At 67.2% G+C, this 24496-nt stretch carries 25 protein-coding genes; 16 read left to right on the forward strand and 9 right to left on the reverse strand.

All coding sequences use genetic code 11. From position 1 onward, the window contains the following. Nucleotides 1-2: 2 nt before the first annotated feature. Nucleotides 3-872 (reverse strand): dTDP-4-dehydrorhamnose reductase, encoded by an 870-nt coding sequence (gene rfbD / locus IEY68_RS11565; protein WP_058854455.1) that lies wholly within the window; start codon nucleotides 870-872, stop codon nucleotides 3-5. Between the two features lie 148 nt (nucleotides 873-1020). On the opposite strand from rfbD, the gene IEY68_RS11570 reads away from it, so the two are divergent. From IEY68_RS11570 to IEY68_RS11590, 5 genes are all read left to right on the forward strand, one after another. Next, nucleotides 1021-2496: an LCP family protein gene (locus tag IEY68_RS11570; RefSeq protein ID WP_058854454.1), complete on the forward strand. Its 1476-nt coding sequence runs from the start codon at nucleotides 1021-1023 to the stop codon at nucleotides 2494-2496. 16 nt (nucleotides 2497-2512) lie between these two features. Further along, nucleotides 2513-3232 carry a TIGR03089 family protein gene (locus tag IEY68_RS11575; RefSeq protein WP_189094219.1) on the forward strand — a complete coding sequence of 240 codons (720 nt, stop codon included), beginning with the start codon at nucleotides 2513-2515 and terminating at the stop codon, nucleotides 3230-3232. Between the two features lie 206 nt (nucleotides 3233-3438). Then, entirely contained in the window at nucleotides 3439-4743 is a 1305-nt protein-coding gene (locus IEY68_RS11580; protein WP_058854528.1) for a cytochrome P450, read from the forward strand. A gap of 12 nt (nucleotides 4744-4755) precedes the next feature. Continuing rightward, complete coding sequence (locus IEY68_RS11585; RefSeq protein WP_229718730.1) at nucleotides 4756-4890, forward strand: RidA family protein; 135 nt, start codon at nucleotides 4756-4758, stop codon at nucleotides 4888-4890. A 26-nt stretch (nucleotides 4891-4916) separates the two neighbouring features. Continuing rightward, entirely contained in the window at nucleotides 4917-6389 is a 1473-nt protein-coding gene (locus IEY68_RS11590) for a phytoene desaturase family protein (protein ID WP_058854453.1), read from the forward strand. Here IEY68_RS11590 and IEY68_RS11595 read toward each other — a convergent pair. From IEY68_RS11595 to IEY68_RS11630, 8 genes are all read right to left on the reverse strand, one after another. After that, complete coding sequence (locus IEY68_RS11595) at nucleotides 6386-7312, reverse strand: cation diffusion facilitator family transporter (protein ID WP_058854452.1); 927 nt, start codon at nucleotides 7310-7312, stop codon at nucleotides 6386-6388. The genes IEY68_RS11590 and IEY68_RS11595 overlap by 4 nt on opposite strands. 761 nt (nucleotides 7313-8073) lie before the next feature. Further along, nucleotides 8074-9288 (reverse strand): mannose-6-phosphate isomerase, class I, encoded by a 1215-nt coding sequence (gene manA, locus IEY68_RS11600; RefSeq protein WP_058854451.1) that lies wholly within the window; start codon nucleotides 9286-9288, stop codon nucleotides 8074-8076. Next, complete coding sequence (locus IEY68_RS11605) at nucleotides 9288-10484, reverse strand: hypothetical protein (RefSeq protein WP_058854450.1); 1197 nt, start codon at nucleotides 10482-10484, stop codon at nucleotides 9288-9290. Before IEY68_RS11605 ends, manA begins: the two co-directional genes overlap by 1 nt. 114 nt (nucleotides 10485-10598) lie before the next feature. After that, a complete protein-coding gene (locus IEY68_RS11610; protein WP_058854449.1) occupies nucleotides 10599-11975 on the reverse strand; it encodes a phosphomannomutase/phosphoglucomutase in 1377 nt (458 codons plus the stop codon). Between the two features lie 59 nt (nucleotides 11976-12034). Further along, nucleotides 12035-12409: a DUF3499 domain-containing protein gene (locus IEY68_RS11615; protein ID WP_373292975.1), complete on the reverse strand. Its 375-nt coding sequence runs from the start codon at nucleotides 12407-12409 to the stop codon at nucleotides 12035-12037. 68 nt (nucleotides 12410-12477) lie between these two features. Further along, entirely contained in the window at nucleotides 12478-12729 is a 252-nt protein-coding gene (locus IEY68_RS11620) for a hypothetical protein (RefSeq protein ID WP_189094220.1), read from the reverse strand. A gap of 318 nt (nucleotides 12730-13047) precedes the next feature. After that, on the reverse strand, nucleotides 13048-13527 hold the full coding sequence (locus IEY68_RS11625; protein ID WP_168165638.1) for a metallopeptidase family protein: 480 nt from the start codon (nucleotides 13525-13527) through the stop codon (nucleotides 13048-13050). Nucleotides 13528-13633: 106 nt separating this feature from the next. Further along, the gene (locus IEY68_RS11630) at nucleotides 13634-13867 is read right to left on the reverse strand and encodes a WhiB family transcriptional regulator (protein ID WP_030523343.1); all 234 of its coding nucleotides are present in this window, start codon (nucleotides 13865-13867) and stop codon (nucleotides 13634-13636) included. A 513-nt stretch (nucleotides 13868-14380) separates the two neighbouring features. Here IEY68_RS11630 and cofD point away from each other — a divergent pair. The 11 genes from cofD to mtrA all read left to right on the forward strand — a co-directional run bounded on the left by cofD (nucleotide 14381) and on the right by mtrA (nucleotide 24401). Next, the gene (gene cofD, locus IEY68_RS11635; RefSeq protein ID WP_058854447.1) at nucleotides 14381-15379 is read left to right on the forward strand and encodes a 2-phospho-L-lactate transferase; all 999 of its coding nucleotides are present in this window, start codon (nucleotides 14381-14383) and stop codon (nucleotides 15377-15379) included. 5 nt (nucleotides 15380-15384) lie between these two features. Continuing rightward, entirely contained in the window at nucleotides 15385-16746 is a 1362-nt protein-coding gene (locus tag IEY68_RS11640; protein WP_058854527.1) for a coenzyme F420-0:L-glutamate ligase, read from the forward strand. Beyond that, entirely contained in the window at nucleotides 16743-17261 is a 519-nt protein-coding gene (locus IEY68_RS11645) for an NUDIX hydrolase (protein ID WP_058854446.1), read from the forward strand. The genes IEY68_RS11640 and IEY68_RS11645 overlap by 4 nt, the downstream gene beginning before the upstream one ends. Before the next feature lie 245 nt (nucleotides 17262-17506). Further along, entirely contained in the window at nucleotides 17507-18742 is a 1236-nt protein-coding gene (locus IEY68_RS11650; RefSeq protein WP_058854445.1) for an alkane 1-monooxygenase, read from the forward strand. Next, nucleotides 18739-18912 carry a rubredoxin gene (locus IEY68_RS11655; protein WP_058854444.1) on the forward strand — a complete coding sequence of 58 codons (174 nt, stop codon included), beginning with the start codon at nucleotides 18739-18741 and terminating at the stop codon, nucleotides 18910-18912. The genes IEY68_RS11650 and IEY68_RS11655 overlap by 4 nt, the downstream gene beginning before the upstream one ends. A gap of 38 nt (nucleotides 18913-18950) precedes the next feature. Continuing rightward, a complete protein-coding gene (locus IEY68_RS11660) occupies nucleotides 18951-19133 on the forward strand; it encodes a rubredoxin (protein ID WP_058854526.1) in 183 nt (60 codons plus the stop codon). A 41-nt stretch (nucleotides 19134-19174) separates the two neighbouring features. After that, nucleotides 19175-19795 (forward strand): TetR/AcrR family transcriptional regulator, encoded by a 621-nt coding sequence (locus IEY68_RS11665; RefSeq protein ID WP_058854443.1) that lies wholly within the window; start codon nucleotides 19175-19177, stop codon nucleotides 19793-19795. Between the two features lie 228 nt (nucleotides 19796-20023). After that, on the forward strand, nucleotides 20024-21181 hold the full coding sequence (locus tag IEY68_RS11670) for an alkane 1-monooxygenase (RefSeq protein WP_229718731.1): 1158 nt from the start codon (nucleotides 20024-20026) through the stop codon (nucleotides 21179-21181). Between the two features lie 125 nt (nucleotides 21182-21306). Next, nucleotides 21307-22788, forward strand: a complete 1482-nt coding sequence (ahcY, locus tag IEY68_RS11675) for an adenosylhomocysteinase (protein ID WP_058854441.1) — start codon at nucleotides 21307-21309, stop codon at nucleotides 22786-22788. Between the two features lie 181 nt (nucleotides 22789-22969). After that, entirely contained in the window at nucleotides 22970-23644 is a 675-nt protein-coding gene (locus IEY68_RS11680; RefSeq protein ID WP_058854440.1) for a dTMP kinase, read from the forward strand. Between the two features lie 79 nt (nucleotides 23645-23723). Then, nucleotides 23724-24401 (forward strand): MtrAB system response regulator MtrA, encoded by a 678-nt coding sequence (mtrA, locus tag IEY68_RS11685; protein ID WP_033243239.1) that lies wholly within the window; start codon nucleotides 23724-23726, stop codon nucleotides 24399-24401. The last annotated feature ends 95 nt before the right edge of the window (nucleotides 24402-24496 follow it).

The raw sequence follows: 24496 nt of genomic DNA on the forward strand, positions 1-24496 counted from the left end.
CCCTAATGGGAGGCCCGGGTCAGTGCCTCGGTCAGCGCGGATTCCCACGGGCGCAAGGGTGTCAGTCCGGCGTCACACCAGGCGGTGCCGGACAGTACGGAGAATGCGGGCCGGGAGGCGGGCCGGGGGAATTCCGAGGTGGTGCACGGCCGGACGCGTTCGGGATCGGCGCCGATCCCGGTGAACACCGCACGGGCCAGATCGAACCAGCTGGCCCGTCCCGCGTTCGTGGCGTGCAGCACAGCGGGCGCCGCGGGATTCGCGGCCAGTTCGAGCAGACCGGCGGCCAGATCGGCGGCGAAGGTGGGAGAGCCGATCTGGTCGTTCACCACCGATACGGTGTCGCGTTCCCGCTCGAGCCGGCGCATGGTGGCCACGAAATCGCCGCCGGTCCCGGAGTACACCCAAGCCGTCCGCACGATGTGGGACCGTGGGCAGAGTCCGCGGACCGCGCGTTCCCCGGCGAGTTTGGAGCGGCCGTACACGGTGGTGGGTCCGGTGGGATCGGACGGTTCGTACGGAGTGGTCGCGGTGCCCGGGAAAACGTAGTCGGTCGAGACGTGGACGAGCCGGGCACCGGCGCGGGCACAGGCCGCCGCCAGTACCGCCGGGCCGGTCTCGTTTCCGGCGAAGGCGGCGGCGGGTTCGGATTCGGCCAGGTCGACCGCGGTGAACGCGGCACAATTGAGGACGGTATCGCCCGGGCGGACCACTGATTCCACGGCTGCCCGATCGGTGATGTCGAGCTCGGACCGGGTGAAAGCGCGGACAGCGGGTATCAGCCGGAGTAGTTCACCACCTACCTGGCCACCCGCCCCGGTGACGAGGAGGCGGTCGGCTGATTCGGTTCCGGGCGGTACGGCGGCGCTCACCGGCTCAGTCTGGCACGCCGTCGGCCGCCGAATCGGGGTCACCCGGGCTGCTGTTGGTTAGCCTGCGTGGTGCGGAAGGTGTTTTCGGCGGCATACGCGAAGTGGGTCGGGGTCCTCGACCGATCCGTAAGGGGAGAGGAAGTCGAAGGTGGCGCAGCGTGGGGAGCCGACGTTGTGGAGTCCGGTGCGGGTTCTGGTCGCATCGGTTGCTCTGATTGTGCTGATCGCGACCGGGTTCGCCTGGCGCGGTGTGGATTCCTTGGTCTCGAATATCGAGCGGATCAGTGATCTGGGCCTGGGCGGGCATACCGACGGCGCGGTGGACATCCTGCTCGTGGGCGTGGATTCGCGGACCGACGCCAAGGGGAATCCGCTCAGCGATGCCGAGCGGGCCATGCTGCACGCCGGTGACGAGATAGGCACCAATACCGACACCATCGTGCTGGTCCGCGTTCCGAACGACGGCCGGTCGGCCACGGCCATCTCGATTCCGCGGGACGCCTACGTCGCTATCCCGCGCATGGGTAAGGGCAAGATCAATTCCGCGTACGGGATCACCAAACAGACCGTGCAGGACGATCTGCTGGCCGAGGGTGCCTCCGCGGAGGACGCGGAGGCGCAGTCGACGCAGCGCGGGCGGCAGGCGTTGATCGAATCGGTGGCCGGACTCACCGGTATCACCGTCGATCACTACGCCGAGGTGAGTCTCCTGGGCTTCGTTCTGCTCACCGACGCGGTCGGCGGCGTGGACGTCTGTCTGCGTCATGCGGTGGACGAACCGATGTCGGGAGCGTATTTCCCGAGCGGCCGGCAGAAACTGGACGGACCCCAGGCGCTGAGCTTCGTGCGGCAACGTCACAATCTCGAACGCGGCGACCTGGACCGGATCGTGCGCCAGCAGGTGTTCATGGCCCAGCTGGTCCATCAGGTGGTCAGTGCCGATTCGTTGAGCAATCCGAGCCGCTTGCGGGAGCTCAGCGACGCGGTGGGGCGCACCGTGGTGCTCGACGAGGGCTGGGATCTGCTCGGGTTCCTGAACCAGCTCCAGGACCTCGCCGCCGGCGAGGTGACCTTCGAGACCATTCCGGTCGCTGATCTCAACGGCACCACGTCCAACGGGGAATCGGTGGTCCGGGTCGATCCCGACGAAGTGCACGAGTATGTCGCGGCGCTGGTCGGCGAAGAGCCCACCAGCCGCCCCGCGACCGAGACCACCACGCCGAACGTCAACCCGTCGAATGTCGAAGTGTCGGTCTACAACTCGAGCACCGTCTCGGGGTTGGCGAACGCGGTCGCCCAGGAACTCATCGATCTGGGTTACACCCAGGGGGCCGTGGGTAACTATTCCGGTGGGTCGTCGGTGTCGCAGAGTCAGGTGCGCGCGCCCTCGGCGTCGGATCCGGGCGGGAAGGCGGTCGCGGCCGCGCTGGGCGGGCTTCCCGTCGTATCGGATCCCTCGATCGCGACGGGAGCGGTGAACGTGGTTCTGACGAGCGGCTACGCTGGCCCCGGATCCGGTAGCGGAGACGTGATCGATTTCGGCAGTACGTCGACCTCGGCCACCCCGGTACCGCCCGCGCCGCCTATCGCGGCGGCCGAAGACGGACCCACCTGTGTGAATTGAGCGCCGAAAGCAGACGATGCGTGACATAGACCAGGCAACGACCCTCCCCGAAGCGGTACTCGAGCCGATTCTGGAACGCGACCCCACGGGCCCCCGTGTGACGTGGTACGACGATGTGACCGGTGCCCGGATCGAGCTGTCCGGGCTCACCCTGGCCAACTGGGCCGCCAAGACCGGCAACCTGATCCGTGACGAATTCGGGCTCACCCCGGGCGCGCGGGTCGCGGTGCTGCTACCCGCGCACTGGCAGACCGCGGCGGTCCTGCTCGGCTGCTGGTGGGCCGGAACCGAAGTGGTCCTGCACGCCGATCCCGACGCGGAACTGGTGTTCGCGGCCGCGGAGCGGCTGGGCGAGACCGAGGACGCGCCCGAGGTGGCGGCGCTCTCACTGGACCCGATGGGCGGACCGGTCCGCGATCTGCCGATCGGGGTCACCGATTACGCGACCGCCGTGCGGGTGCACGGCGATCAGTTCCTGCCCGGCGGCACCGGTGCGGCCCTGGACGGTATGCCGGTGTCCGAGGTGCTCACCGAGGCCCGGAAATCGGCCGCGCGGCAGGGTCTCTCGGAAGGCGATCGGGTGCTCTCCAGCGCCACCTGGGACACTCCGGCCGAATTGATCGACGGCTACCTCTCGGTGCTCGTCGCGGGCGCCTCCCTCGTACAGGTGGCCGATCCCGATCCGGCGCTGCGGGATCGGCGCGTGGAAAGCGAACGGGTCACCCACATCCTCTGACACGATTTCTCCTACCACGGTAGGTCCTGGGTTCCGCCTCCGGCAGGTTCCCGGGCCGCCGTGCGGTGCGTAGCGTTCGTAGCGGTGGTCCTCCGGTGCCGGTGGACGTCGAAGACAACCGGGCCGACGGCCGCCGCACGCGCGTCACGGGATCGCCGGGCGCGACGTCGCGCAGGGAAGCCGTCGGCACGACAGGAGTGGGTGGGATGAAGCCGGAATATATTTTCCGCTGGGTGAATCAGCACGGGCTGATCCGGGTCGCGAAGAAGGCGCAGCTGCGCCGGGGGGATCTGTTCGCCCGCCTCAACGGCGGGCCGGAGGGAATCACGAACCCGTATGCGTTGATCGAGGAACTGCGTGGAGAGGGAGGATTGCACCGGGCCGGGCCGGTCTGGATCACCATGGATCACGCGTTGGTCCGGGAGATACTGCGGGACAACCGGTTCGGAGCGGGTATGCCCGCGCTGCTCCGCCCGCCGGGGTTCGCCCGCCGGGCGCTCGCCCGGCGTCCGATCCCGGCCAACCCGGTCGATCCGCCCTCCATGCTGATGATCGACCAGCCGGAACACACCCGGATGCGTAAACCGGTCGCGGCGGCGTTCACTCCACGCGCCATCGGCCGCCTGCGCGATCGCGTCGTGACGGTCACCGATGAACTGCTCGCTGCGCTGCCCGATGACGGGCCCGCCGATCTCGTCGGGCAATTCGCCGCGCAGGTGCCGATCGCCATCATCTCCGAGATGCTCGGATTCCCGGACCGCGATCGTGAGATGTTCCTGCAGTGGGGCGACGCGATCAGTCCGCTGCTGGATCTCGGGATTTCCTGGAACGCCCACGAACGTGCCATGCGCTCCTCGGAAGAGGTGCAGCGTTATCTGCTCGCCCATATCGAGCGGCTGCGCGCCGAACCGGGCGACGATATCCTCAGCAGCCTGGTCGGCAAGGGCGAATTGTCCACCTACGAACTCTGCGCGTCGGCGACCTTGCTGATGGGCGCGGGTTTCGAAACCACGGTCAACCTCATCGGCAAGGGCATCGTGCTGCTACTCGAACATCCCGACCAGCTGGCCCGGTTGCGGGTCGAGCCGGAACTGTGGCCGGGCGCGGTCGAGGAGATCCTGCGATTCGATCCCCCGGTGCAGACCACCGCCCGCGTGGCGCACGCCGAGATGGAACTCGCGGGCCGCCGGGTGCGCAAAGGCGCCACCGTGGTGTTGTCGCTGGCGGGTGCCAACCGCGATCCGGTCATGTTCCCGGACCCCGCCCGCTTCGATATCACCCGTGCCAATGCCAAGGAGCACCTGGGCTTCAGCAGCGGTATCCACGCCTGCCTCGGTGCCAGCCTGGCCCGGATGGAGGCGGCCCACGCACTGCGCGCCCTGTTCGAACAGTTCCCCGATCTGCGGCTCAGCGGCCCGCCGCGCCGGCGGCAGCTGTACACCCTGCACGGTTACGAGGCACTGCCCGTCCACACGGGTCCCCGTGCCCGTGCCCGGCAGCCCATCGGCTGATCCCGGGCGGTGATGGCACAGTCGCCGGCCAGGTGGACCGGGCATTTCCGGGGAGACCGGCCACCGGTCCGGACGCTGACCGGCGTCGCAGCTCTGGCGCTGCCGACCATGCTGTTCGAGGTGGACGCGGTGGCCGTCCGACCCTGATCCTCGCGGCGAGGCAGAATCGGAGGATGGCGGATGTCGTAGTGGTAGGTTCCGGCCCCAACGGCCTCGCGGCGGCGGTCACCATGGCCGCCGCAGGGCTCGATGTCGAGGTGTACGAAGCCGCGGAAACCCTGGGCGGCGGTTGTCGTACCGCGGAGACGACCCTGCCCGGTTTCCGGCACGACGAATGCGCCGGCGCGCATCCGATGGCGTGGGCCTCGCCCTTCTTCCAGGCCTTCGACCTGCCCGCGCACGGGGTCGAACTGCTCACACCCGAGGGCTCCTACGCACATCCGCTCGACGGCGGCACCGCCGGCGTGGCATGGCGAGATCTGGAGCGGACTGTGGACGGCCTCGGCGTCGACGGCAACGCCTGGCGATCACTGTTCGGCCCGCTGATCCGGGACTGGCCGAGCGTCGTGCGGACAGCGATGTCGGATATGCGGCGCGTCCCGTTGAGCCCCGCCACTATCCGGTTCGGCCTGCGCATGCTCGAACAGGGCTCCCCACTGTGGAACGTCCGGTTCCGGGGGAGCGTCGCGCCCGCGTTGTTCACCGGTGTGGCCGAACACGTCATCGTCCCGCCCCGCACGCTGCCCGCGGTGGGCGCGGGCTTGCTGCTGGCCACGCTCGCCCACGCCGACGGCTGGCCGGTGCCGCGCGGGGGCAGTCAGGCGATCATGGACGCGCTCGCCGCCGATCTGCGCCGGCGTGGCGGCCGCCTGCACACCGGGCACCGGGTGGACTCGCTGGAACAATTCCGGACCGCCCGCGCGATCCTCTGCGATATCGCCCCCGCCGAACTCGTCCGGATCGCCGGTGACCGTCTACCGGCCGGATACCGCCGCCGGCTCGACCGCTACCGCTACGGCGGCGGCTCCTGCAAGGTGGACTTCGCGTTGTCGGGTCCGGTGCCGTGGCAGGCGCCCGGATGCGCGGAGTCCGGCACCCTGCACCTGGTCGGCAGCCGGGCCGAAGCGATGGCCGCCGAACACGCCGTGGCCGCCGGAATCCACACCGACCGGCCCTTCACCCTGGTCATCCAGCCCGGAGTCGTCGACCCGACCCGCGCCCCCGCCGGACAGCACACCCTGTACGCCTACGCCCACGTCCCGCACGGCTCCGACCGTGACGTCAGCGAACTCGTCACCGCCCAGATCGAACGATTCGCCCCCGGATTCCGCGACCTCGTCCTCGCGAAACACGTCCGTACAGCCGCCGAAATGCCCGCCTACAACGCCAACTACGTCGGCGGCGATATCAATGCCGGAGCGATGACCCTGGCGCAGACCGTGTTCCGCCCGGTACCGCGCTGGAACCCGTACAGCACCGGAGTACCGGGCGTCTACCTGTGCTCTGCGGCCACCCCACCCGGCGGCGGGGTCCACGGTATGAGCGGCTTCCACGCCGCCCGCCACGCGTTGCGCACGGTATTCGGCAATCGCACCGACCCTTACCGCCTGCTCACCGCGAACCCCGCGCCGAACCCGGAAGACTAGGCCTCGCGCGCGATCTCTCGATACAGATCCGGCTCCAGGTAGATGATCCGCGCCGCCGGCACCGCCGCGCGCACCCGGCTCTCCGCCGCATCGATACCTGCCGCGATCTGCGCGATATCCAGCCCCGGCGTCACCGCGACCTTCGCCGCCACCAGCAACTCTTCCGGCCCGATGTACTGGGTCTTGATATGGATGAGACGGTCGATGGTCGTTCCGTCCACCAGGTTCTCGCGAATCGCCCGGTCCTCAGCGGCGGTCGCGCCCTCGCCGATCAGCAGACTGTGCATCTCGATGATCAGCACGATCGCGATAACACCCAGCAGCGCGCCGATCGCCAGCGTGCCGACACCGTCCCACACCGGATCACCGGTCACCATGGTGAGGCCCACACCTCCCAGCGCGAAGATCAGACCGATCAGCGCGCCGGTATCCTCCAGCAGCACCACCGGCAGCTCCGGGCTCCGCGAATTCCGGATGAACTGCCACCAGGTCGCCCGCCCCTTCAACGGCGCCGATTCCTTCACCGCGGTACGGAAACTGAAGGTCTCCAGCACGATGGCGATCACCAGAATCACCACGGCAACGATCGGTGAACTCAGCTCCTCGGGATGCTGGACCTTGTGCACACCCTCGTACAAGGCGTACACCGAACCCAGCGTGAACAACACCAGCGCCACGACGAACGAATAGAAATAGCGGCTCCGGCCGTATCCGAACGGATGCAGCTCATCGGCCTGCTGTTCGGCGCGATTCTGCCCGAACAACAACAACCCCTGATTGGCGGTATCGGCGACCGAGTGCACACCCTCCGCCAGCATCGACGCCGACCCGGTGATCGCGGCACCCACGAACTTCGCGACAGCGATCCCGGCGTTCGCCGACAACGCGGCGAGAATCGCCCTCTTACTTCCACCAGCCGACATCCGCCACCCTCCTGTACTGCGACGCCCGAACCACGCGCACCGCTCCGATACGACAGCCGCGCAACAGCCTATGCTGTGTTTGTTTGCGGCGCCTTCGGCGCCGCGGGGCGGGGCCCTGTTAACCCCGGTTCTTCACTCCTTCGCTCAGTCGCTGCGCTCCTTCGCTACGTCGCTCCAGAACCGGGGCGGGCCCCGCCTACGGAGGTGGACCATCCGGAGTAGACGGAAGGTGTGTGGATGCGTTTTGCGGGTCACCTGAGCAAGTTCCGGAAACCGTGCGCGCTCGAGGTCACCGATCCCTGGTTGGCCGCCGACACACCCTGGAGCACCGAGGGACTCTGGAGCACCGAGGGCACTCACGCGGAGGCACACAGAGGACTCGGACGCCGAATGCCGACGCAACCGCATGCGTCGAGTTTTACGAGACACCTCAAAGGGTTGAGGCCGTCTCGCCGTTCAGGCCTCGAAGCGCATGCGCGAAGCGCGAGTCTCGAGGCCTGAACGGCGAGACTCAGGGCCTCAACCCCCGCGCGCGCCAGCGCGCCGAAAACACAGCACCTTTGTGGGTGGGTTCGCGTGTTGGCGTTTGTGGGTGGGTTCGCATGCTCGGGTTCGGGGGTGGTTCACATCCCCATGTTCGCGAGCGGAGTCACTTCTCGTCTTCGCGAGCAGGTCGCACGTGACCGATCCGTGGACCGACCGGAGCGGGCGATCACCCCTGCCGTCAACGTTTCGACCAACCCTCCGACGGTACTTCGAGGTCATACCGCGCCGACGCAGGCGCAGAACAGAGTGGCCGGTCCGTCGGGTGCCTGTGCGCAGATGTCCTTGTCGGCGGCCGAGATCCAGGCGGCCGTGCCCCGGCTGAGCGACACCGTGGAATCGCCGTCCAGCAATCGGGCCGATCCGGCCGTGCACAGCACGATTCCCGGGCCCGCGTCGGTCATGGGTACCAGAGCCGGACCTGCGGTCAGGTCGAAGCGGCGCAGCGCGAATTCGGGGGCGGGAGTGGGGTAGCGGACCGAACCGTCGCCCGCCGGTTGTGGGAGCACCAGCGGTAGGTCGATGGGTTCGAAATCGAGGACTTTCAACAACTCCGGGACATCGACGTGCTTGGGTGTGAGGCCACCGCGCAGCACATTGTCGGAGTTGGCCATGATCTCGACGCCGACGCCGTGCAGGTAGGCGTGCAGGTTACCGGCGGCCAGGAACAGGCCCTGGCCCGGTTGCAGGGTGATCCGGTTCAGCAGCATCGCGGCCAGGACTCCGGCGTCACCGGGGTAGGCCTCGGCCAGTTCCAGGGTGGTGCGGGCCTCGGCGGCGAATTCGCGTTCGGAACCGGACAGATAGCGCACGCAGCTGTCCAGCACGGTCGGCAACAGGGTGTCCAGCACGGTCGGCGGGAGGGTGATCCAGCTGGTGAACAGGGTGCGCAGGCCGTCGGAATCGGGTTGTGCGGCGAGTAGATCGGTGTAGTGGGCCAGCTCGGCGATATCCAAGGCCCGGAACAGCTTCACGGTGCGCAGCGGGTCGCGGAAACCGGCGAGCGCCTCGAACCGTTCCAGGGCCACGACCAGTTCGGGCTTGTGGCTGTCGTCGCGATAATTGCGCATCGGTGATTCGAACGGCACCTCGGTGCGGTTCTCCCGGGCGAACCCGGACCGCGCCTGCTCGGCGCTCGGGTGGGCCTGCAGCGACAGCGGTTCCTCGGCGGCCAGAATCTTCAGCAGGAACGGCAGCCGGTCGCCGAAACGCTCGGCGGCCGCGCCGAGTTCTTCGGCGGGATTCTGCGAAATCACCTCCAGCAGTGAGCGGGTGCCGCTGTCGGTGCGGAGGTGAGCGGGGTCGGCCGGATGGGCACCGAACCACAATTCCGCTTCCGGGTGCGCCGACGGAACCGGGCGGCCGCAGAGTTCGGCGAGCGCGGTGCGGGAGCCCCAGGCGTACGAGCGCAGTGCACCCACTAGTTCGTGCACTAGTAGTGACCCCCGTCGTAGCTTTCCGGACCGCTCGTCGCGATCGTCCGCCCGCCGACGAGCCGCAGATAAGCCGCCGCCATCTCCCAGCGCAGCGCGAGTACCGCGAGCCGTTCCAGTTCGCCGCCGATCGGCGCGGGAACCGGCTCGGGGACCGGTGATCCGGCGCGCGCCGGATCGGCCTGGATCGATTCGAGATCCGCGGTGACCAGGTCGGCATCGACGGTGCCGCCGCCGGCACCACCGAAGACGGCGATCTTGCGGCGGGCCGTCACGATATCGGAATCCGCGCTGCACACGAAGATCCGCTTCTTCTCCACCGGCGGCGGTCCATCGAGCTGCTCGTCGTGGAAGAGGGGATCGTAGTCGGGAGCGGCTACGGTGGCGGCGTTCACCAGACGCGGCAGCGCTGTCACCGCGACAGCCAGTTCCACTGCGGTCGCGGTGCGGCCCGCCGATTGCAGCAACACCTCGGCCGCGTGCACCGCCAGTTCGGTGGTGGCCCCGGTGTCCCCGGCGAGGATCAATCCGCGCTGCTGGGTCCGCGCGGCCAGATTCTTGGCGGGATTGTGGAAAACCTCGTGCTGTGGACCGTCACGCAGCGCCTCGGTGTCGAGAACATCGGCGAGCTCGCCCAATTCGGGCAGGAATGTGGCGCTGCGATGTCCGTCGACAGCCCGCAGCACCGCTATCCCGACACCGAGGTAGCGCAGCAACCGGTTTTCGTCGAGTACCGGGACCCGGGGCGCCAGCAGAGCCGCGCGCCCGGCGACGGCGGCACGCAGCGGACCTTCGTCCGGGGCGGCCACGACCACTTCCGCGCCGCGGCGCAACGCCCGGTCGGCCGCATCGATGAGCCGTGGATCGCCGGCGTCGTCCCCGGCCACCAGCACCACGTCCAGCGGGCCCGCCCAGGAGGGCACGGTGGTGACTTGAACCAGGGGCAGCCCGGTCCGGTCGCCGAGTGCCGCGACGAGCAGGGCAGCGGCCCGGCCCGCCCGGCCGGGACCGGACACCAGCAGCAGACTTCGTGGCCGCAGACCGTCCAGCCGGGTGAGCGCACCTTCTGCCACGGCTGCCGCGGTGGCACGCACCTGGGCGCCACCGGACGCCGCCGAACGGAGGGCACCGCCGGTATCGGCGGCCTCGAGCATTGCGGCGTCGTCCAGATCGAGTACCGGGGTATCAGCGATCATCGGGCGTGGCACCTCCCCTCATCGCGCTGTTGTCGGTCTCGGCCGCCACCGCCCGCGTCGTGGACACTGGGCCTGGTACGGGCGAATCCACGGTGTGTATTTCCACTATTCCAGTCAGGCGCGGACGATGCGCAGGATCTCGGTCACGAGTACGTCTACTTCCTCCTGTGACCTGGCTTCGACGTTGAGCCGCAGCAGCGGTTCGGTATTGGAGGCGCGGAGGTTGAACCAGGCATGGGCGGGTAGCTGGACGGTGACCCCGTCGAGGCGGTCCACCGAGACCGCGCGCCCGGCGAACGCGTCGATGACGGCGGCGGTCCGCGTGGCGGCGTCGTCCACGGTCGAATTGATCTCACCGGAAGCCGCGTAGGCGGTATAGGACGCCATCAGCTCGGAAACGGGCCGTTTGTCCTCACCCAGGGCCGCCAGGACGTGCAGGGCGGCCAGCATGCCGGAATCGGCACCCCAGAAATCCCGGAAGTAGTAGTGCGCGGAATGCTCTCCGCCGAATACGGCCCCCGAACTGGCCATCAGTTGTTTGATGAACGAATGGCCCACCCGCGACCGCACCGGGTGACCGCCCAGCTCGGTCACCAACTCCGGGACCGCCCGCGAGGTGATCAGATTGTGGATGATGGTGGCGCCGGGCTCTTTGGCGAGTTCCCGCTCCGCCACCAGCGCGGTGATGGCCGACGGGGAAACCGGATCACCCAGTTCGTCCACCACGAAGCAGCGGTCGGCGTCACCGTCGAACGCCAGGCCGATATCGGCGCCGGAATCGCGGACCAGAGCCTGCAGGTCCACCAGATTCTTCGGATCGAGCGGGTTGGCCTCGTGGTTGGGGAAGGTGCCGTCCAGTTCGAAGTACAGCGGTACGACCGTGATCTGCGACAGCGCACCGAGTACGGCGGGAACGGTATGCCCGCCCATACCGTTGCCGGCGTCCACCGCGACGGTCAGCGGTCGGATACTGCCGAGGTCCACCAGATCGCGTAGGAAGGCGGCGTAGTCGTCGAGCAGGTCGACCTCGGTGGCTGCGCCGGGCTCCCCGTCGTACTCCGGCACCCCGGCGATCAGCTCGTCCGCGATGGTCGCCAACCCGGTGTCCTGACCCACCGGTAGCGCGCGCGCCCGGCAGAGCTTGATGCCGTTGTAGCGCGCCGGGTTGTGGCTGGCGGTGAACATGGCACCCGGGCAGTCGAGCCGGCCCGAAGCGAAGTACAGCTCATCGGTGGACGCCAGCCCGATCTGGACCACATCCAGACCCTGCGCGAGCACGCCCTCGGCGAAGGCGGCCACCAGCTCGGGAGACGAGGCGCGCATATCGTGTCCGATCACGATGCGCCGCGTGCCCTCGCCCCGCATCAGCCGGGCGAATGCCGCCCCGGTGTCCCGGATGAAGCCGGTGTCGAGTTGGTCGGCGACCACACCGCGGATGTCGTAGGCCTTGATCACCGCGTTCACGGACTCGGCAGAGCGGGCGACTGTCATGGCGACTACCCTAGTGCGGTGTTTTCGGCCCCGTCTTCGGCGGGGCAAATAGACACAGCTCAGCTGGGGGGATCGGGGAGTACGCGGAGATGGCCGCGGCGGCCGGTGCGGGTGGGGCGCGACGGCGGGGTGTGGTCGCGGTAGCCGCGTTGGTCGGGTTCCGGGGGGCGGCGGCGCAATCCGGCCTCTCGTACCGCCTCGGCGAGCGCGGTCAGATCGTCGTCGTCCGGGCTGGTGGAGAATCCGCCCTCGTGCCGGACCATGTCCCAGCCTTTGGGAGCGGTGATCCGGGAGGCGTGGGTTGCGCAGAGATCCCAGGAGTGCGGTTCGGCCACGGTCGCCAATGGGCCCACCACCGCGGTGGAGTCCGAGTAGACATAGGTGAGCGTCGCTACGGCCGGATTCTTGCAGCCTGGTCGGCAGCAACGACGCATGGAGATCACGCCGATGAGCGTAACCCGGCGCACCGGTCCGAGTGGGGCAGACACGCTCATGGATATACTCACGCGCGGCGCGTCGAGGTGTGATTCGTACCGCTTTCGGCATGTTTCGCGACCACTGGGGAACTGCGCCCGCTGCCCCGGCCCGGCTCCGGAGTGGGCGGACGACCGAGCCCCTCCGCAAGGCGCCCACACCCCATCAGAGCAAGAATGTGTTCGATGTAGGCGGGAACATCGCAGGCGCCCGGGTAGTCCAGTTCCGGCCCGCCGAATTCGGCGAGCGTGGGCGGCTCACCATCGGCAGTCCACTTCAAAGGTCCACCTCGGTGGGCGGGCCCGCCCAGTTCTGGAGCGACTCGGCAAAGGAGCGTAGCGACCGAGTCCGTGCAGTCGGCTGTTCGGAGTTCGGCGGCTCTTTCGGCACCACGGGGCCGTGTGTCCAGCCAGGCTGCTCGAGGCCCGCGTCTGCACTCGCCTTCCGTCTACTCCGGATAGTCCACCTCCGTAGGCGGGGCCCGCCCCGGTTCTGGAGCGACGTAGCGAAGGAGCGCAGCGACTGAGCGAAGGAGTGAAGAACCGGGGTTAATAGGGCCCCGCCCCCGCGGCGCCGAAGGCGCCGCAAATAAACACAGCTATTCCGGTTCCGGATCGATCACGTCCGGGTCGACTCCGAGATATGTCGCGATCTGCTGCACCAGGACCTCGCGTAGCAGTTCCACCAGATCGTCCGGGTCGCCGGCGCGTAGTTCGAGGGGTTTGCGGAACAGCACCACCCGGGCGCGGATGGGAGTGCCGTGCCGGTCGACACCGGCGGGGATGAGGCGGGACAGCGGGACCGGGCCGTCGGCGACGACCTCGTCCGGCCAGGTTACCGAATCCGGGTGCAGCGGACGGATTTTGGGCACATCGTCCACGGCGATATCGAGTTTGGTGAGGCGGTCGTGCCAGCGGGTGTCCAGGGGTGCGAACGCCTCCAGTACCAGCCGATCGAATTTCTGGCCCCGGGTGCGCCAGGCGGGGACGGTCGGCGGCAGCATCGGGCCGCGCACGCCGCGGCCGCGACGGCTGACCGACCGAGCGGTCGGGGGTCTGCGGTTGCGGGATCGTGCCATGACCAGAACGTTAGTCAGTGATCGCCGATCGCGACGGCCCGCCCCGGCCACGTGCTCCGGGGCGCACCGACGCGAGCGGTGTGGCCGCATGCGGGGTCGCCGATTGTCAGCCGATACCGCGCTTGAGGCGCCGGCGCTCCCGCTCCGACAGGCCGCCCCAGATTCCGAAGCGCTCATCGTGCGCGAGCGCGTATTCCAGGCATTCGTCGCGGACCTCGCATCCCAAGCAGATGCGTTTGGCCTCGCGGGTGGAGCCACCCTTCTCCGGGAAGAAGGCCTCCGGGTCTGTCTCCGCGCAGAGTGCGCGTTCTTGCCATTGTTCTTCGATGGAGCCGAACATCTCGTCGAAACCGGTCACGATCAGGCTGAGCCGGGGAGCTGATTCACGCTCACTCCGATCAGTGCCGGACCAGCCGTATTCAGCAGCGACGCCTTGTGCTGCGCCTGCTGTGGAATCGGTTCGCGATACACCCACCGGAATGCCGGTCGGGGCCAGATCATCGGCCATCGCTCCGCCTCCTCACTGTGTGTTAGCGCAGAATGAATTCATTTCCGTCGATCAACGCGCATACCGACGGCCGAACTCCGCGACGTTGTCTCGCGGACTTCCCCGAACCTGCCATTCCAATTCGAACATCTGTTCGAGTTTCCGTACGCGCCTTGCACTTCCCGCGCGACCCGGAATGACATGTCTGTGATTAGACACGCCGCCAGTGGTGATGGTCAAGCCACCGTCACTATTCCGTTACTATCCCGCGCGGCATTCCGAGTCGATCTTGTGACCCGAATAGCAAATGAGCGGCAAATATAGCGGAACGCGCACTATTTCCGGTGCGGCATAGGGTGTACAGATGTGACTTCACAACAAGCGGACATCGCACCCGCCAATGGTCCTCGTATCGTCGTCCTGGTCGGCGGAGTCGGTGGCGCGCGGTTCCTGCAGGGCGTTCGGGAGCTGCTCCCCGAGGCGGATGTTTCCGCGATCGTCAACGTGGGCGACGATGTCTGGATGCACGGGCTGAAAATCTGCCCCGACCTCGATACCTGCATGTATACGCTCGGCGGCGGAATCGACCCGGGGCGCGGCTGGGGCCGGTTGGGCGAAACCTGGCACGCGAAGGAAGAGCTCGCGAAATATCATGCGCAGCCGGACTGGTTCGGGCTGGGGGACCGGGATATAGCGACGCACCTGGTTCGTACCGAAATGTTGCGCGCCGGGTATCCGCTCTCGGCGGTTACCGAGGCCCTCTGCAATCGATGGCAACCGGGTGTGAAACTGCTCCCCGCAACCGACGATCGCTGTGAAACGCATGTTGTTATCAGCGATCCGGAGAGCCCTGGCGAACGCCGCGCGATCCATTTCCAGGAGTGGTGGGTTCGCTACCGCGCCGACGTCGAAACCTACGGATTCGCCACAATCGGGGCGGATGACGCCAAACCGGGCCCAAATGTGACCGAACTCATAGCCGATGCGGATGCTGTATTGCTCGCTCCCTCGAACCCGGTGGTGAGCGTCGGATCGATTCTCGCGGTGCCCGGGATCCGGGGCGCGCTGCGTACCACCACGGCCCCGGTGATCGGGGTATCGCCGGTGATCGACGGGAAGCCGCTGCGCGGGATGGCCGACGAGTGCCTATCGGTGATCGGTGTGGAGACCTCGGCCGAGGCGGTCGGGCGCCATTACGGATCACGTTCGGCCACAGGCATTCTCGACGGCTGGCTGATCCACACGACCGATACCGCCGAGGTTCCGGGTGTCCAGGTGCGCAGTGTTCCCCTTTTGATGACCGATCCGCCCACCACCGCCGAGATGGTGCGTGAGGCTCTCGATTTGGCAGGAGTGAAGCCGTGATCAGCGTGAATCCGTTGGCAGAGAACCAGTTCGCCGATCATGGCACGGCGCAATTGCAGATCCTGCCCATCACCGGACTGCCGGAATTCCGGCCGGGTGACGATCTCGCCGAACATATCGCCGCCCGGGCCCCCTGGCTGGCCGACGGCGATATCCTGGTCGTCACCAGCAAGATCGTCGCCAAGGCCGAGGGCCGGATCGTCGCGGCACCCACCGATCCGGAAGAACGCGATTCCGCGCGGCGCCGCCTGGTCGAGCAGGAGGCGGTGCGGGTGGTGGCTCGCCGTGGTCGCACCCTGATCACCGAGAACCGCCTCGGCATAGTGCAGGCCGCGTCCGGGGTGGACGGGTCCAATGTCGAACACGACGAATTGGTATTGCTGCCCACCGATCCCGACGGCAGCGCAAAAGGTTTGCGGTCGGCGCTGGGCATACGGCTCGGTGTGGAGATCGCGGTGGTGGTCACCGACACCATGGGCCGCGCCTGGCGTAACGGGCAGACGGATGTGGCGATCGGTTCGGCGGGATTACCGGTGCTGTACGACTACGCGGGCGCCGTCGACGGGCAGGGCAACGAACTCCAGGTCACCCAGGTGGCGATCGCGGACGAGCTGGCCGCTGCCGCCGACCTGGTCAAGGGGAAGCTGGGTGGTGTCCCGATCGCGGTGGTACGGGGGCTCACCCCTGCCGACAACGGTTCCACAGCAGCCGATCTGGTGCGCCCGGGAACCGACGATCTGTTCTGGCTCGGCACTGCCGAGGCGATCGCGCGGGGGCGTGGCGAAGCGGTCCTGCTGCGCCGGTCGGTCCGCGCTTTCGCACCGGATCCGGTGGACCCGGAACAGGTACGCAGGTCGGTCGCGGTGGCTCTCACCGCACCGGCTCCGCACCACACCCGACCGGTGCGGTTCGTCTGGTTGCGGGACCGTGACCGGCGACAGGCGCTGCTGGACGCGATGGCCGGGAAGTGGCGGGCCGATCTCGCGGCGGACGGGCTGGAACCCGACCGGATCGAGCGGCGGGTGCACCGCGGTCGGCTCCTCTTCGACGCCCCGGAGGTGATCATCCCCTTCTGCGTTCCCGACGGGGCACACGACTATCCGGACGAGCATCGCCGGGACGCGGAACGCACCATGTTCACCGTCGCGGTGGGCGCCGCGGTGCAGGGACTGCTGGTCGCACTCGCGACCGAGGGGCTGGGCAGTTGCTGGATCGGATCGACCATCTTCGCCCCTGAGGTGACCCGGGAGGTACTCGGCCTGGACAGTGAATGGGTCCCGCTGGGGGCCGTCGCGATCGGGCATCCCACCGAAGAACTCACCCCGCGTGCGCCGCGCGACCCAGGTACCGGTCTGGTCGAGCTGTGACCGCCGAATCGCTACACGCGTCGGCCACCGAACTGCTGACCGAATGGAAACCGGACACCGGCTCCGATGCCTCGCTGCGGGAGGCGATGCTCGCGTTCCTGGGGTCGGCTCCCCGGGGTTGCCTGCGTGAGCACGCGCCCGGTCATATCACCGCCTCGGCGGTGGTGCTCTCACACGACGGCCGAGAGGTGCTGCTGACCCTGCATCCGCGGGTCGGCCGCTGGATCCAGCTCGGTGGGCACTGCGAGACCGGTGACGAGACCGTGGCCGACGCCGCGCTGCGCGAGGCCACCGAGGAATCGGGAATCCCGGGATTGCGGCTGGATCCGGACCTCTATGGAGCCCAGGCGCATCCGATCACCTGCTCGCTCGGCGTACCGACCCGGCATCTGGATCTGCTGTTCCGGATCACCGCGCCGCCGGGCGCGGTCCCGGTGCGCAGTGCCGAATCCGTCGACCTGCGATGGTGGGCGGTGGACGCATTGCCGCCGGACGCCGATGTACTGATCCGGTGAGCTCGCCGCCGCTCGGCCGATCACGGCCGAGCGGCGGGTTCGGTCGCCCGCGGCCCAGGGCCACCCGCTACATAACGTATGCGTGTACCCGAATCCGTTCTTTACCGAACTCATAAACGTCTCTGCTCCGGGGCCTCCTCGCGCTTACCGTCGGAAGTGAGTGTGGTGCGTACGCGACACAGCGCCGCGTGCGGAAATGAGACCAGCAGCGAAGCCTGCCGAGCCCTACCCGAGGTGAGACGGCTATGTCTGACGAGCCCGACGAATCCACTCCGCCCGAATCGTGGCACGATCCCAAACGGTATCTATGGCTGTGGGGCCTACTGGCGCCCACCGGACTGTTCACGATCGGGCTGCCGCTGGTCTGGGTGCTCTACGCCGTCGGCAGGCCCGGCCTCGTCCATATCGTTTTCTGGCTCGGTCCGATCGTGCTCTACCTCGTCGTTCCGATCGCCGACAGGTTCGTCGGTCCGGATGGATCCAATCCGCCCGAGGAGGTCGTGGCGGCCTTGGAGAACGACAAGTACTACCGCTACCTCACCTATCTCTACCTGCCGTGCCAGTACGCGACCCTGATCACGGCCGGCTACCTCATGACCGCCGACAATCCCCACCTACCGGTGATCGACGGTGGACTGGACACGGTCGACAAGATCGGGCTGGCCGTCACGCTGGGGGTGATCGGCGGGCTCGGGATCAACACCGCCCACGAACTCGGGCACAAGAAGGTGGGGCTGGAGCGGCGGCTGTCCAGGATCGCGCTCGCGCAGAGCGGGTACGGCCATTTCTATATCGAGCACAATCGTGGTCACCATGTGCGGGTCGCGACCCCGGATGATCCCGCCAGCGCCCGTTTCGGGGAGGGTTTCTGGGCGTTCTTGCCGCGATCGGTCGGAGGTGGTGTGCGTTCGGCGTGGGCGCTCGAGCGCACTCGATTGCAGCGGCTCGGCTGTGGGCCGTGGAATCGGCGCAACGACATATTGACCGCGTGGCTGCTGACCGTGGTGCTGTTCAGTGCGCTCGTCCTCGCGTTCGGGCCGGAACTGCTGCCCTATCTGCTGCTGCAGGCGGTGGTCGGATTCAGCCTGCTGGAGGCGGTCAACTACATGGAGCACTACGGTCTGGCGCGACAGCGCACTCCCGGCGGGCGATATGAACGCCCCGCCCCCACACACAGCTGGAACAGTGACCACCTGGTCACCAATATCTTCATGTACCACCTGCAACGGCACAGCGACCACCACGCGTTTCCGACCCGCCGCTACCAGGCACTGCGCACCTGGGAGCAGGCGCCGACGCTACCCGCGGGATATGCGGGCATGATCGTGCTCGCCTATGTTCCACCGCTGTGGCGGCGCGTGATGGACAAACGGGTGCTCGCGCACTATGACGGCGATATCACCCGTGCCAATATCCATCCTCCGGCGCGGGCTCGGGTGCTCGCGCGCTACGGCGCGGCCACGGTGGAGGTGCCCGAATGAGCGAGTACCGCTGTCCGGTGTGCGACTACGTCTACGACGAGGCCACGGGCGCTCCGCATGAGGGTTTCCCGCCGGGTACGCCCTGGTCGGTGGTACCCGACGACTGGTGCTGTCCGGATTGCGCGGTCCGGGAGAAGATCGATTTCGAGCCGTTACCCGCCCGATCGTGAGCCGGGGGAGCCCGATCAACCGAAAGGCCGGTGAACCCATGACCGAATACAAGCTGTATCAATGCGTCCAGTGCGGATTCGAATACGACGAGGCGCTGGGGTGGCCCGACGACGGGATCGCGGCCGGTACACGCTGGGACGATATTCCCGATGATTGGACATGTCCGGATTGCGGCGCAGCCAAGTCGGATTTCGCCATGATCGAAATCGAGCGAACTTGAAACTTTGACTCACGCAGTGCGTTCGTGCCAGTGTCGCTGATATGCCGAGCACCGGATCCCGGAATGCGAACCAGGGGTCTGCGCGTGAGTTGCTGCGCACAGCCATCCTCGACGCGATGCGAGAACTGTTGTTGCAGCGTGACTGGTCCAAGATCACGCTCACCGATGTGGCGGCCGGGGCCGGGGTGAGCCGGCAGACTCTCTACAACGAATTCGGCTCCCGCGGCGGCCTCGCCGAGGCCTATGCCATCCGGCTCGCCGATGATCTCGTGGACCATGTGGAAACGGCGCTGGCCGCCAATATCGGCGATGCGCAGGCGTCCATCCGGAAGGGTCTCGCGAGCTATTTCCGCGATTCCGCGCAAGATCCGCTCGTGCAGTCGCTGCTGCTCGGCGAGGTGAAACTCGATCTGCTCCGGCTCATCACCCTCGACGCCGGTCCGTTGATCGCGCACGCCACCGAACGGTTGTCGACCGTGGTGCAGCGCAGCTGGATCGCGCTGACCCCGGCGCAGGCCCTCACCTTCGCGCATGCGCTGGTCCGCCTGGCGATCAGCTATATCCCCACACCGCCCCCGGCCGATCACGACGCCCCGGCCGAACTCGGGCGGGTTTTCAGCCCGTACGTCGCCGCTGTGCTCGCCGAACGCGAGTTGCGCTGAACTCGCTGAGGCCTCCCGTCCCCGGGGAAGTATCCAACTGCCTGCGGATTCTCCGGTAACGGATGGTGTACGGAGTACCCGTGTCGCCGCGGCGGCAAACCGCCGGTACGGTATCTCCCGTGTAACAGTGCCCACGTTCGGGACGAACAAGCACGCATCAGTGACGCAGGTTCTGCAAATATGTAGGCCGCTGTAGGTTCGGTTCTCAATAGCGGGGCAAAAGTGCAATTGGTTGGCAAGTCGGCTGGATCGGCCGATCCCAAACGCCATCTCTGGGTTCTCGGGCTGATCGCCCCGGCGTGCGCGCTGCTGCCCTCGCAGCTGGTGTTGCACACCGGTCTCGAGTTCTTCTGGTGGCTCGGGCCGATCGTCGTGCTGGTGATCATTCCGCTGCTGGATGTGCTGGTCGGCGACGACGGCACGAATCCGCGCGATGAGGATTACGAATCCCTCTCCGATGACCGCTTCTACCGCTGGTGCACCTATCTGTTCCTGCCCTTCCAACTGATCGGGCTCACCCTCGCCGGTTATCTGTGGTCCGGCAACGGACTGAGCATCGTCGATAAGATCGGGCTCGCCACCACCCTGGGCCTGGTCTCCGGGATCGGTATCAACGCCGCCCACGAACTCGGGCACCGGGTAGAGCGTGTCGAGCGCTGGCTCGCGAAGATAGCGCTCGCGCAGTCGGGGTACGGGCATTTCTTCGTCGAGCACAACCGGGGCCACCACGTCTGGGTAGCGACTCCCGACGACCCGGCCAGCGCCCGGCTCGGGGAGAGTCTGTGGAAATTCCTGTCGCGCAGTGTGAGCGGCGGGTTCCGCTCCGCGATCGCCCTCGAACGGGAACGGCTACAGCGGGCCGGCAGCGGCTGGTGGAACCCACGCAACCATATTCTGCAGGCCTGGTCGATGACCGTAGCGCTCTTCGGCGCCCTGATGCTCGTCTTCGGCTGGCAGATCCTGCCGTATCTACTGTTGCAGGCCGTGATCGGCGCGGGTCTGCTGGAAACGGTCAACTACATCGAGCACTACGGACTGCTGCGGGAACGCCGTCCCAACGGCCGGTACCGCCGCTGCACCCCACGGGACAGCTGGAACAGCGACCGTCTGGTGACCAACATCTTCCTCTTCCATCTGCAGCGGCACAGTGATCACCACGCCAACCCGGGGCGTCGATATCAGACGCTGCGCAGTTCGGACGAGGCGCCGCAGCTGCCCGCCGGATACGCGGCGATGGTGGTATTGGCCGGGATTCCGCCACTGTGGCGGCGGGTCATGGACAAGCGAGTACTCGCCCACTACGACGGCGATATCACCAGGGCCAACGTCGCACCCGGTAAGAGCCAGCGCATTCTCGCGGCCACGCGGAGGCAGGTCGCGGCCTGATCACCGGCCTCGCCGAGCGTTACCGAGCGGCTATCGCGCCGACCGGCACACCCGCACCACAGGGTCGGTGGAACCCGCTAGCCTTGCGGTCGAGACCGATACCGAGAGAAGGCTGATCCACGCTGATGACGACCTCCGAACTGCCTCGAACCTCGCTGAGCACCGATACCCGTAACGGTGTCGAATACAAGGTCGCGGATCTGGCGCTGGCCGAATTCGGCCGCAAGGAGATCCGGCTGGCCGAGCACGAGATGCCGGGGCTGATGGCCCTGCGCCGCGAGTACGCCGATGTCGCCCCGCTGAAGGGCGCGCGGATCTCCGGTTCGCTGCATATGACGGTGCAGACCGCTGTGCTGATCGAAACTCTCACCGCGCTCGGCGCCGAGGTGCGGTGGGCCTCCTGCAATATTTTCTCCACCCAGGACCATGCGGCCGCGGCCGTCGTGGTGGGCCCGCACGGCACCATCGACGCGCCGCAGGGCACTCCGGTTTTCGCCTGGAAGGGCGAGACGCTGGAGGAGTACTGGTGGGCGGCCGAACAGATGCTCACCTGGCCGGGCGAACCGGCCAATATGATCCTCGACGACGGTGGCGACGCCACCATGCTGGTCCTGCGCGGCGCCCAGTTCGAGAAGGCCGGTGTAATTCCGCCCGCAGACGAGGAGCATTCCGCCGAATACACCGTTTTCCTGAACCTGCTGCGGGAGAGGTTCGAAACGGACAAGGGTAAGTGGAGCGCGCTCGCCGGGAGCATCAAAGGCGTGACCGAGGAGACCACCACCGGTGTCCTGCGGCTCTACCAGTTCGCCGCGGCGGGTGAGCTGACCTTCCCGGCGATCAACGTCAACGATTCGGTCACCAAGTCGAAATTCGACAACAAGTACGGCACCCGGCATTCGCTGATCGACGGCATCAACCGTGGCACCGATGTCCTCATCGGCGGTAAGAAGATCCTGATCTGCGGGTACGGCGATGTCGGCAAGGGCTGCGCGGAATCGCTGGCCGGTCAGGGCGGCCGCGTCCAGGTCACCGAGATCGACCCCATCAACGCCCTGCAGGCGCTGATGGACGGTTTCGACGTGGTCACCGTGGAGCAGGCCATCGCCGACGCCGATATCGTCGTCACGTCCACCGGCAACAAGGACATCATCACCCTCGACCATATGAAGGCGATGAAGGACCAGGCCATTCTCGGCAATATCGGCCATTTCGACAACGAAATCGATATGGCGGGCCTGGAACGTTCCGGCGCGACGAAGTTGAATATCAAACCCCAGGTCGACCTGTGGACGTTCGGTGAATCCGGTAAGTCCATCATCGTGCTGTCGGAGGGGCGCCTGCTCAACCTCGGCAACGCCACCGGCCACCCCTCGTTCGTGATGAGCAACAGCTTCTCCAACCAGGTGATCGCCCAGATCGAACTCTGGACCAAACCGGAGGAATACGACAACGAGGTCTACCGCCTGCCCAAGGTGCTCGACGAGAAGGTCGCCAAGATCCACGTGGAGGCGCTCGGTGGCACGCTGACCAAGCTCACCAAGGATCAGGCCGAGTACATCAACGTCGATGTCGAGGGCCCGTTCAAGCCGGAGCACTACCGGTACTGATCGGGTAGTGCCGGGAGGCCGTCGGCGCCGGGAGGCGTCGGCGGCCGCTGCTGTCGCGGCGGGTATCGGCTGTGCCGTACCGGCCGGGCCGGCACAAGCGAGATCCTCATTCCGCCCAGTCGGTGCAGCCGGGAAGAACCGGCGAGAGGATCCGCGTACGACGGGGGTATTCTGCCTGGGCATGGGAGTGTTGATAGCCATCGAGGGCCTGGACGGGGCGGGTAAACGCACGCTGATCGGCCATCTGGCGGAGGCACTCGAACAGCGCGGACTCCGCGTGGACACCTTGGCTTTCCCGCGATACGGCCGGTCCGTGCACGCCGATCTGGCCGCCGAGGCACTGCGCGGCGAACACGGCGATCTGGCCGCATCGGTGAACGCCATGGCCGCCCTGTTCGCGCTGGACCGGGCCGGGGCCGTCGACGACCTCGCAAAATCACTCGCCGGTAATGATGTGGTCCTGCTGGACCGCTACGTGGCCTCCAACGCCGCCTACAACGCCGCGCGGCTGGGCCAATCCGCGGATGGGGAAATAGTGCGTTGGGTCGGCGAATTGGAATTCGGCCGTTTCGAGCTTCCGGTGCCGCGGGTGCAGGTGCTCCTCGACGTGCCGATGGAGGTGGCTGCCCTACGCGCCCGCCGCCGAGGTGAACTCGACGAGTCCCGTGCGCTCGACGCCTATGAGCGCGACGGCGGATTACAGAAACGTACCGCCGAGGTGTACCGTGATCTTGCTCGGCGGGATTGGTATGGAACCTGGTGGGTTTTCCGGTCCACCGAAGAAGAAGGTTCCGGCCGGCTCGCCGAGGAAATGAACTCATTGGCCGCGCGGCTCGCCGCATTGGTCGCGAATTAGTGTTGGATATCCGGCGGGAACGCGCCACTGTGTGGCGTGGCGGCCCGTTACGAGCGCGGGAGATGACAACATAGTAACTATGAAGCCGAAGATTCTGGTCGTCGACGACGATATGGCGCTCGCGGAGATGCTCACCATCGTCCTGCGGGGCGAGGGGTTCGATCCGCACGTGGTCGGCGACGGCACCCAGGCGCTGTCGGCAGTCCGTGAGATCCGGCCCGACCTGGTGCTCCTCGATCTCATGCTGCCCGGGATGAACGGCATCGACGTGTGCCGGGTGCTGCGCGCCGACTCCGGTGTGCCGATCGTGATGCTCACCGCCAAGACCGATACCGTCGATGTGGTGCTCGGCCTCGAATCCGGGGCCGACGACTACATCGTCAAACCGTTCAAGCCGAAGGAACTGGTGGCCCGGGTGCGAGCCCGGCTGCGCCGCACCGAGGAAGAGCCGGCCGAGCTGCTGAACATCGCCGATATCGTGATCGATGTTCCGGCGCACAAGGTCACCCGCGAAGGCGCGCAGATCTCGCTCACGCCGCTGGAGTTCGACCTGCTGGTGGCACTGGCCCGCAAACCCCGTCAGGTGTTCACCCGCGAGGTGCTGCTGGAACAGGTCTGGGGTTACCGGCACGCCGCCGATACCCGTCTGGTGAACGTCCATGTACAGCGACTTCGAGCGAAGGTCGAGAAGGATCCGGAGAATCCCGAGATCGTTCTGACCGTCCGCGGTGTGGGGTACAAGGCCGGTCCGCCGTGATCCGGCTGGAGTTTCCGGGGCCGAAGGCACCACCTTGCGCGACCACATAGGGTCGGGCGCCGGTCGGAAAGTCGGTGGATCCGGGCGTCTCGCCG

The organism is Nocardia jinanensis (genome assembly GCF_014645735.1).
In the GTDB taxonomy this organism is placed as follows: domain Bacteria; phylum Actinomycetota; class Actinomycetes; order Mycobacteriales; family Mycobacteriaceae; genus Nocardia; species Nocardia jinanensis.

Bases quoted from the DNA above. Each gene is read 5' to 3' on its own strand.
- IEY68_RS11575 (WP_189094219.1), top strand. From the start codon at position 2,513: ATGCGTGACATAGACCAGGCAACGACCCTCCCCGAAGCGGTACTCGAG.
- IEY68_RS11580 (WP_058854528.1), top strand. From the start codon at position 3,439: ATGAAGCCGGAATATATTTTCCGCTGGGTGAATCAGCACGGGCTGATC.
- IEY68_RS11585 (WP_229718730.1), top strand. From the start codon at position 4,756: ATGGCACAGTCGCCGGCCAGGTGGACCGGGCATTTCCGGGGAGACCGG.
- IEY68_RS11590 (WP_058854453.1), top strand. From the start codon at position 4,917: ATGGCGGATGTCGTAGTGGTAGGTTCCGGCCCCAACGGCCTCGCGGCG.
- IEY68_RS11595 (WP_058854452.1), bottom strand. From the start codon at position 7,312: ATGTCGGCTGGTGGAAGTAAGAGGGCGATTCTCGCCGCGTTGTCGGCG.
- IEY68_RS11605 (WP_058854450.1), bottom strand. From the start codon at position 10,484: ATGATCGCTGATACCCCGGTACTCGATCTGGACGACGCCGCAATGCTC.
- IEY68_RS11610 (WP_058854449.1), bottom strand. From the start codon at position 11,975: ATGACAGTCGCCCGCTCTGCCGAGTCCGTGAACGCGGTGATCAAGGCC.
- IEY68_RS11615 (WP_373292975.1), bottom strand. From the start codon at position 12,409: ATGCGTCGTTGCTGCCGACCAGGCTGCAAGAATCCGGCCGTAGCGACG.
- IEY68_RS11625 (WP_168165638.1), bottom strand. From the start codon at position 13,527: ATGGCACGATCCCGCAACCGCAGACCCCCGACCGCTCGGTCGGTCAGC.
- IEY68_RS11630 (WP_030523343.1), bottom strand. From the start codon at position 13,867: ATGTTCGGCTCCATCGAAGAACAATGGCAAGAACGCGCACTCTGCGCG.
- IEY68_RS11650 (WP_058854445.1), top strand. From the start codon at position 17,507: ATGTCTGACGAGCCCGACGAATCCACTCCGCCCGAATCGTGGCACGAT.
- IEY68_RS11655 (WP_058854444.1), top strand. From the start codon at position 18,739: ATGAGCGAGTACCGCTGTCCGGTGTGCGACTACGTCTACGACGAGGCC.
- IEY68_RS11660 (WP_058854526.1), top strand. From the start codon at position 18,951: ATGACCGAATACAAGCTGTATCAATGCGTCCAGTGCGGATTCGAATAC.
- IEY68_RS11665 (WP_058854443.1), top strand. From the start codon at position 19,175: ATGCCGAGCACCGGATCCCGGAATGCGAACCAGGGGTCTGCGCGTGAG.
- ahcY (WP_058854441.1), top strand. From the start codon at position 21,307: ATGACGACCTCCGAACTGCCTCGAACCTCGCTGAGCACCGATACCCGT.
- IEY68_RS11680 (WP_058854440.1), top strand. From the start codon at position 22,970: ATGGGAGTGTTGATAGCCATCGAGGGCCTGGACGGGGCGGGTAAACGC.
- mtrA (WP_033243239.1), top strand. From the start codon at position 23,724: ATGAAGCCGAAGATTCTGGTCGTCGACGACGATATGGCGCTCGCGGAG.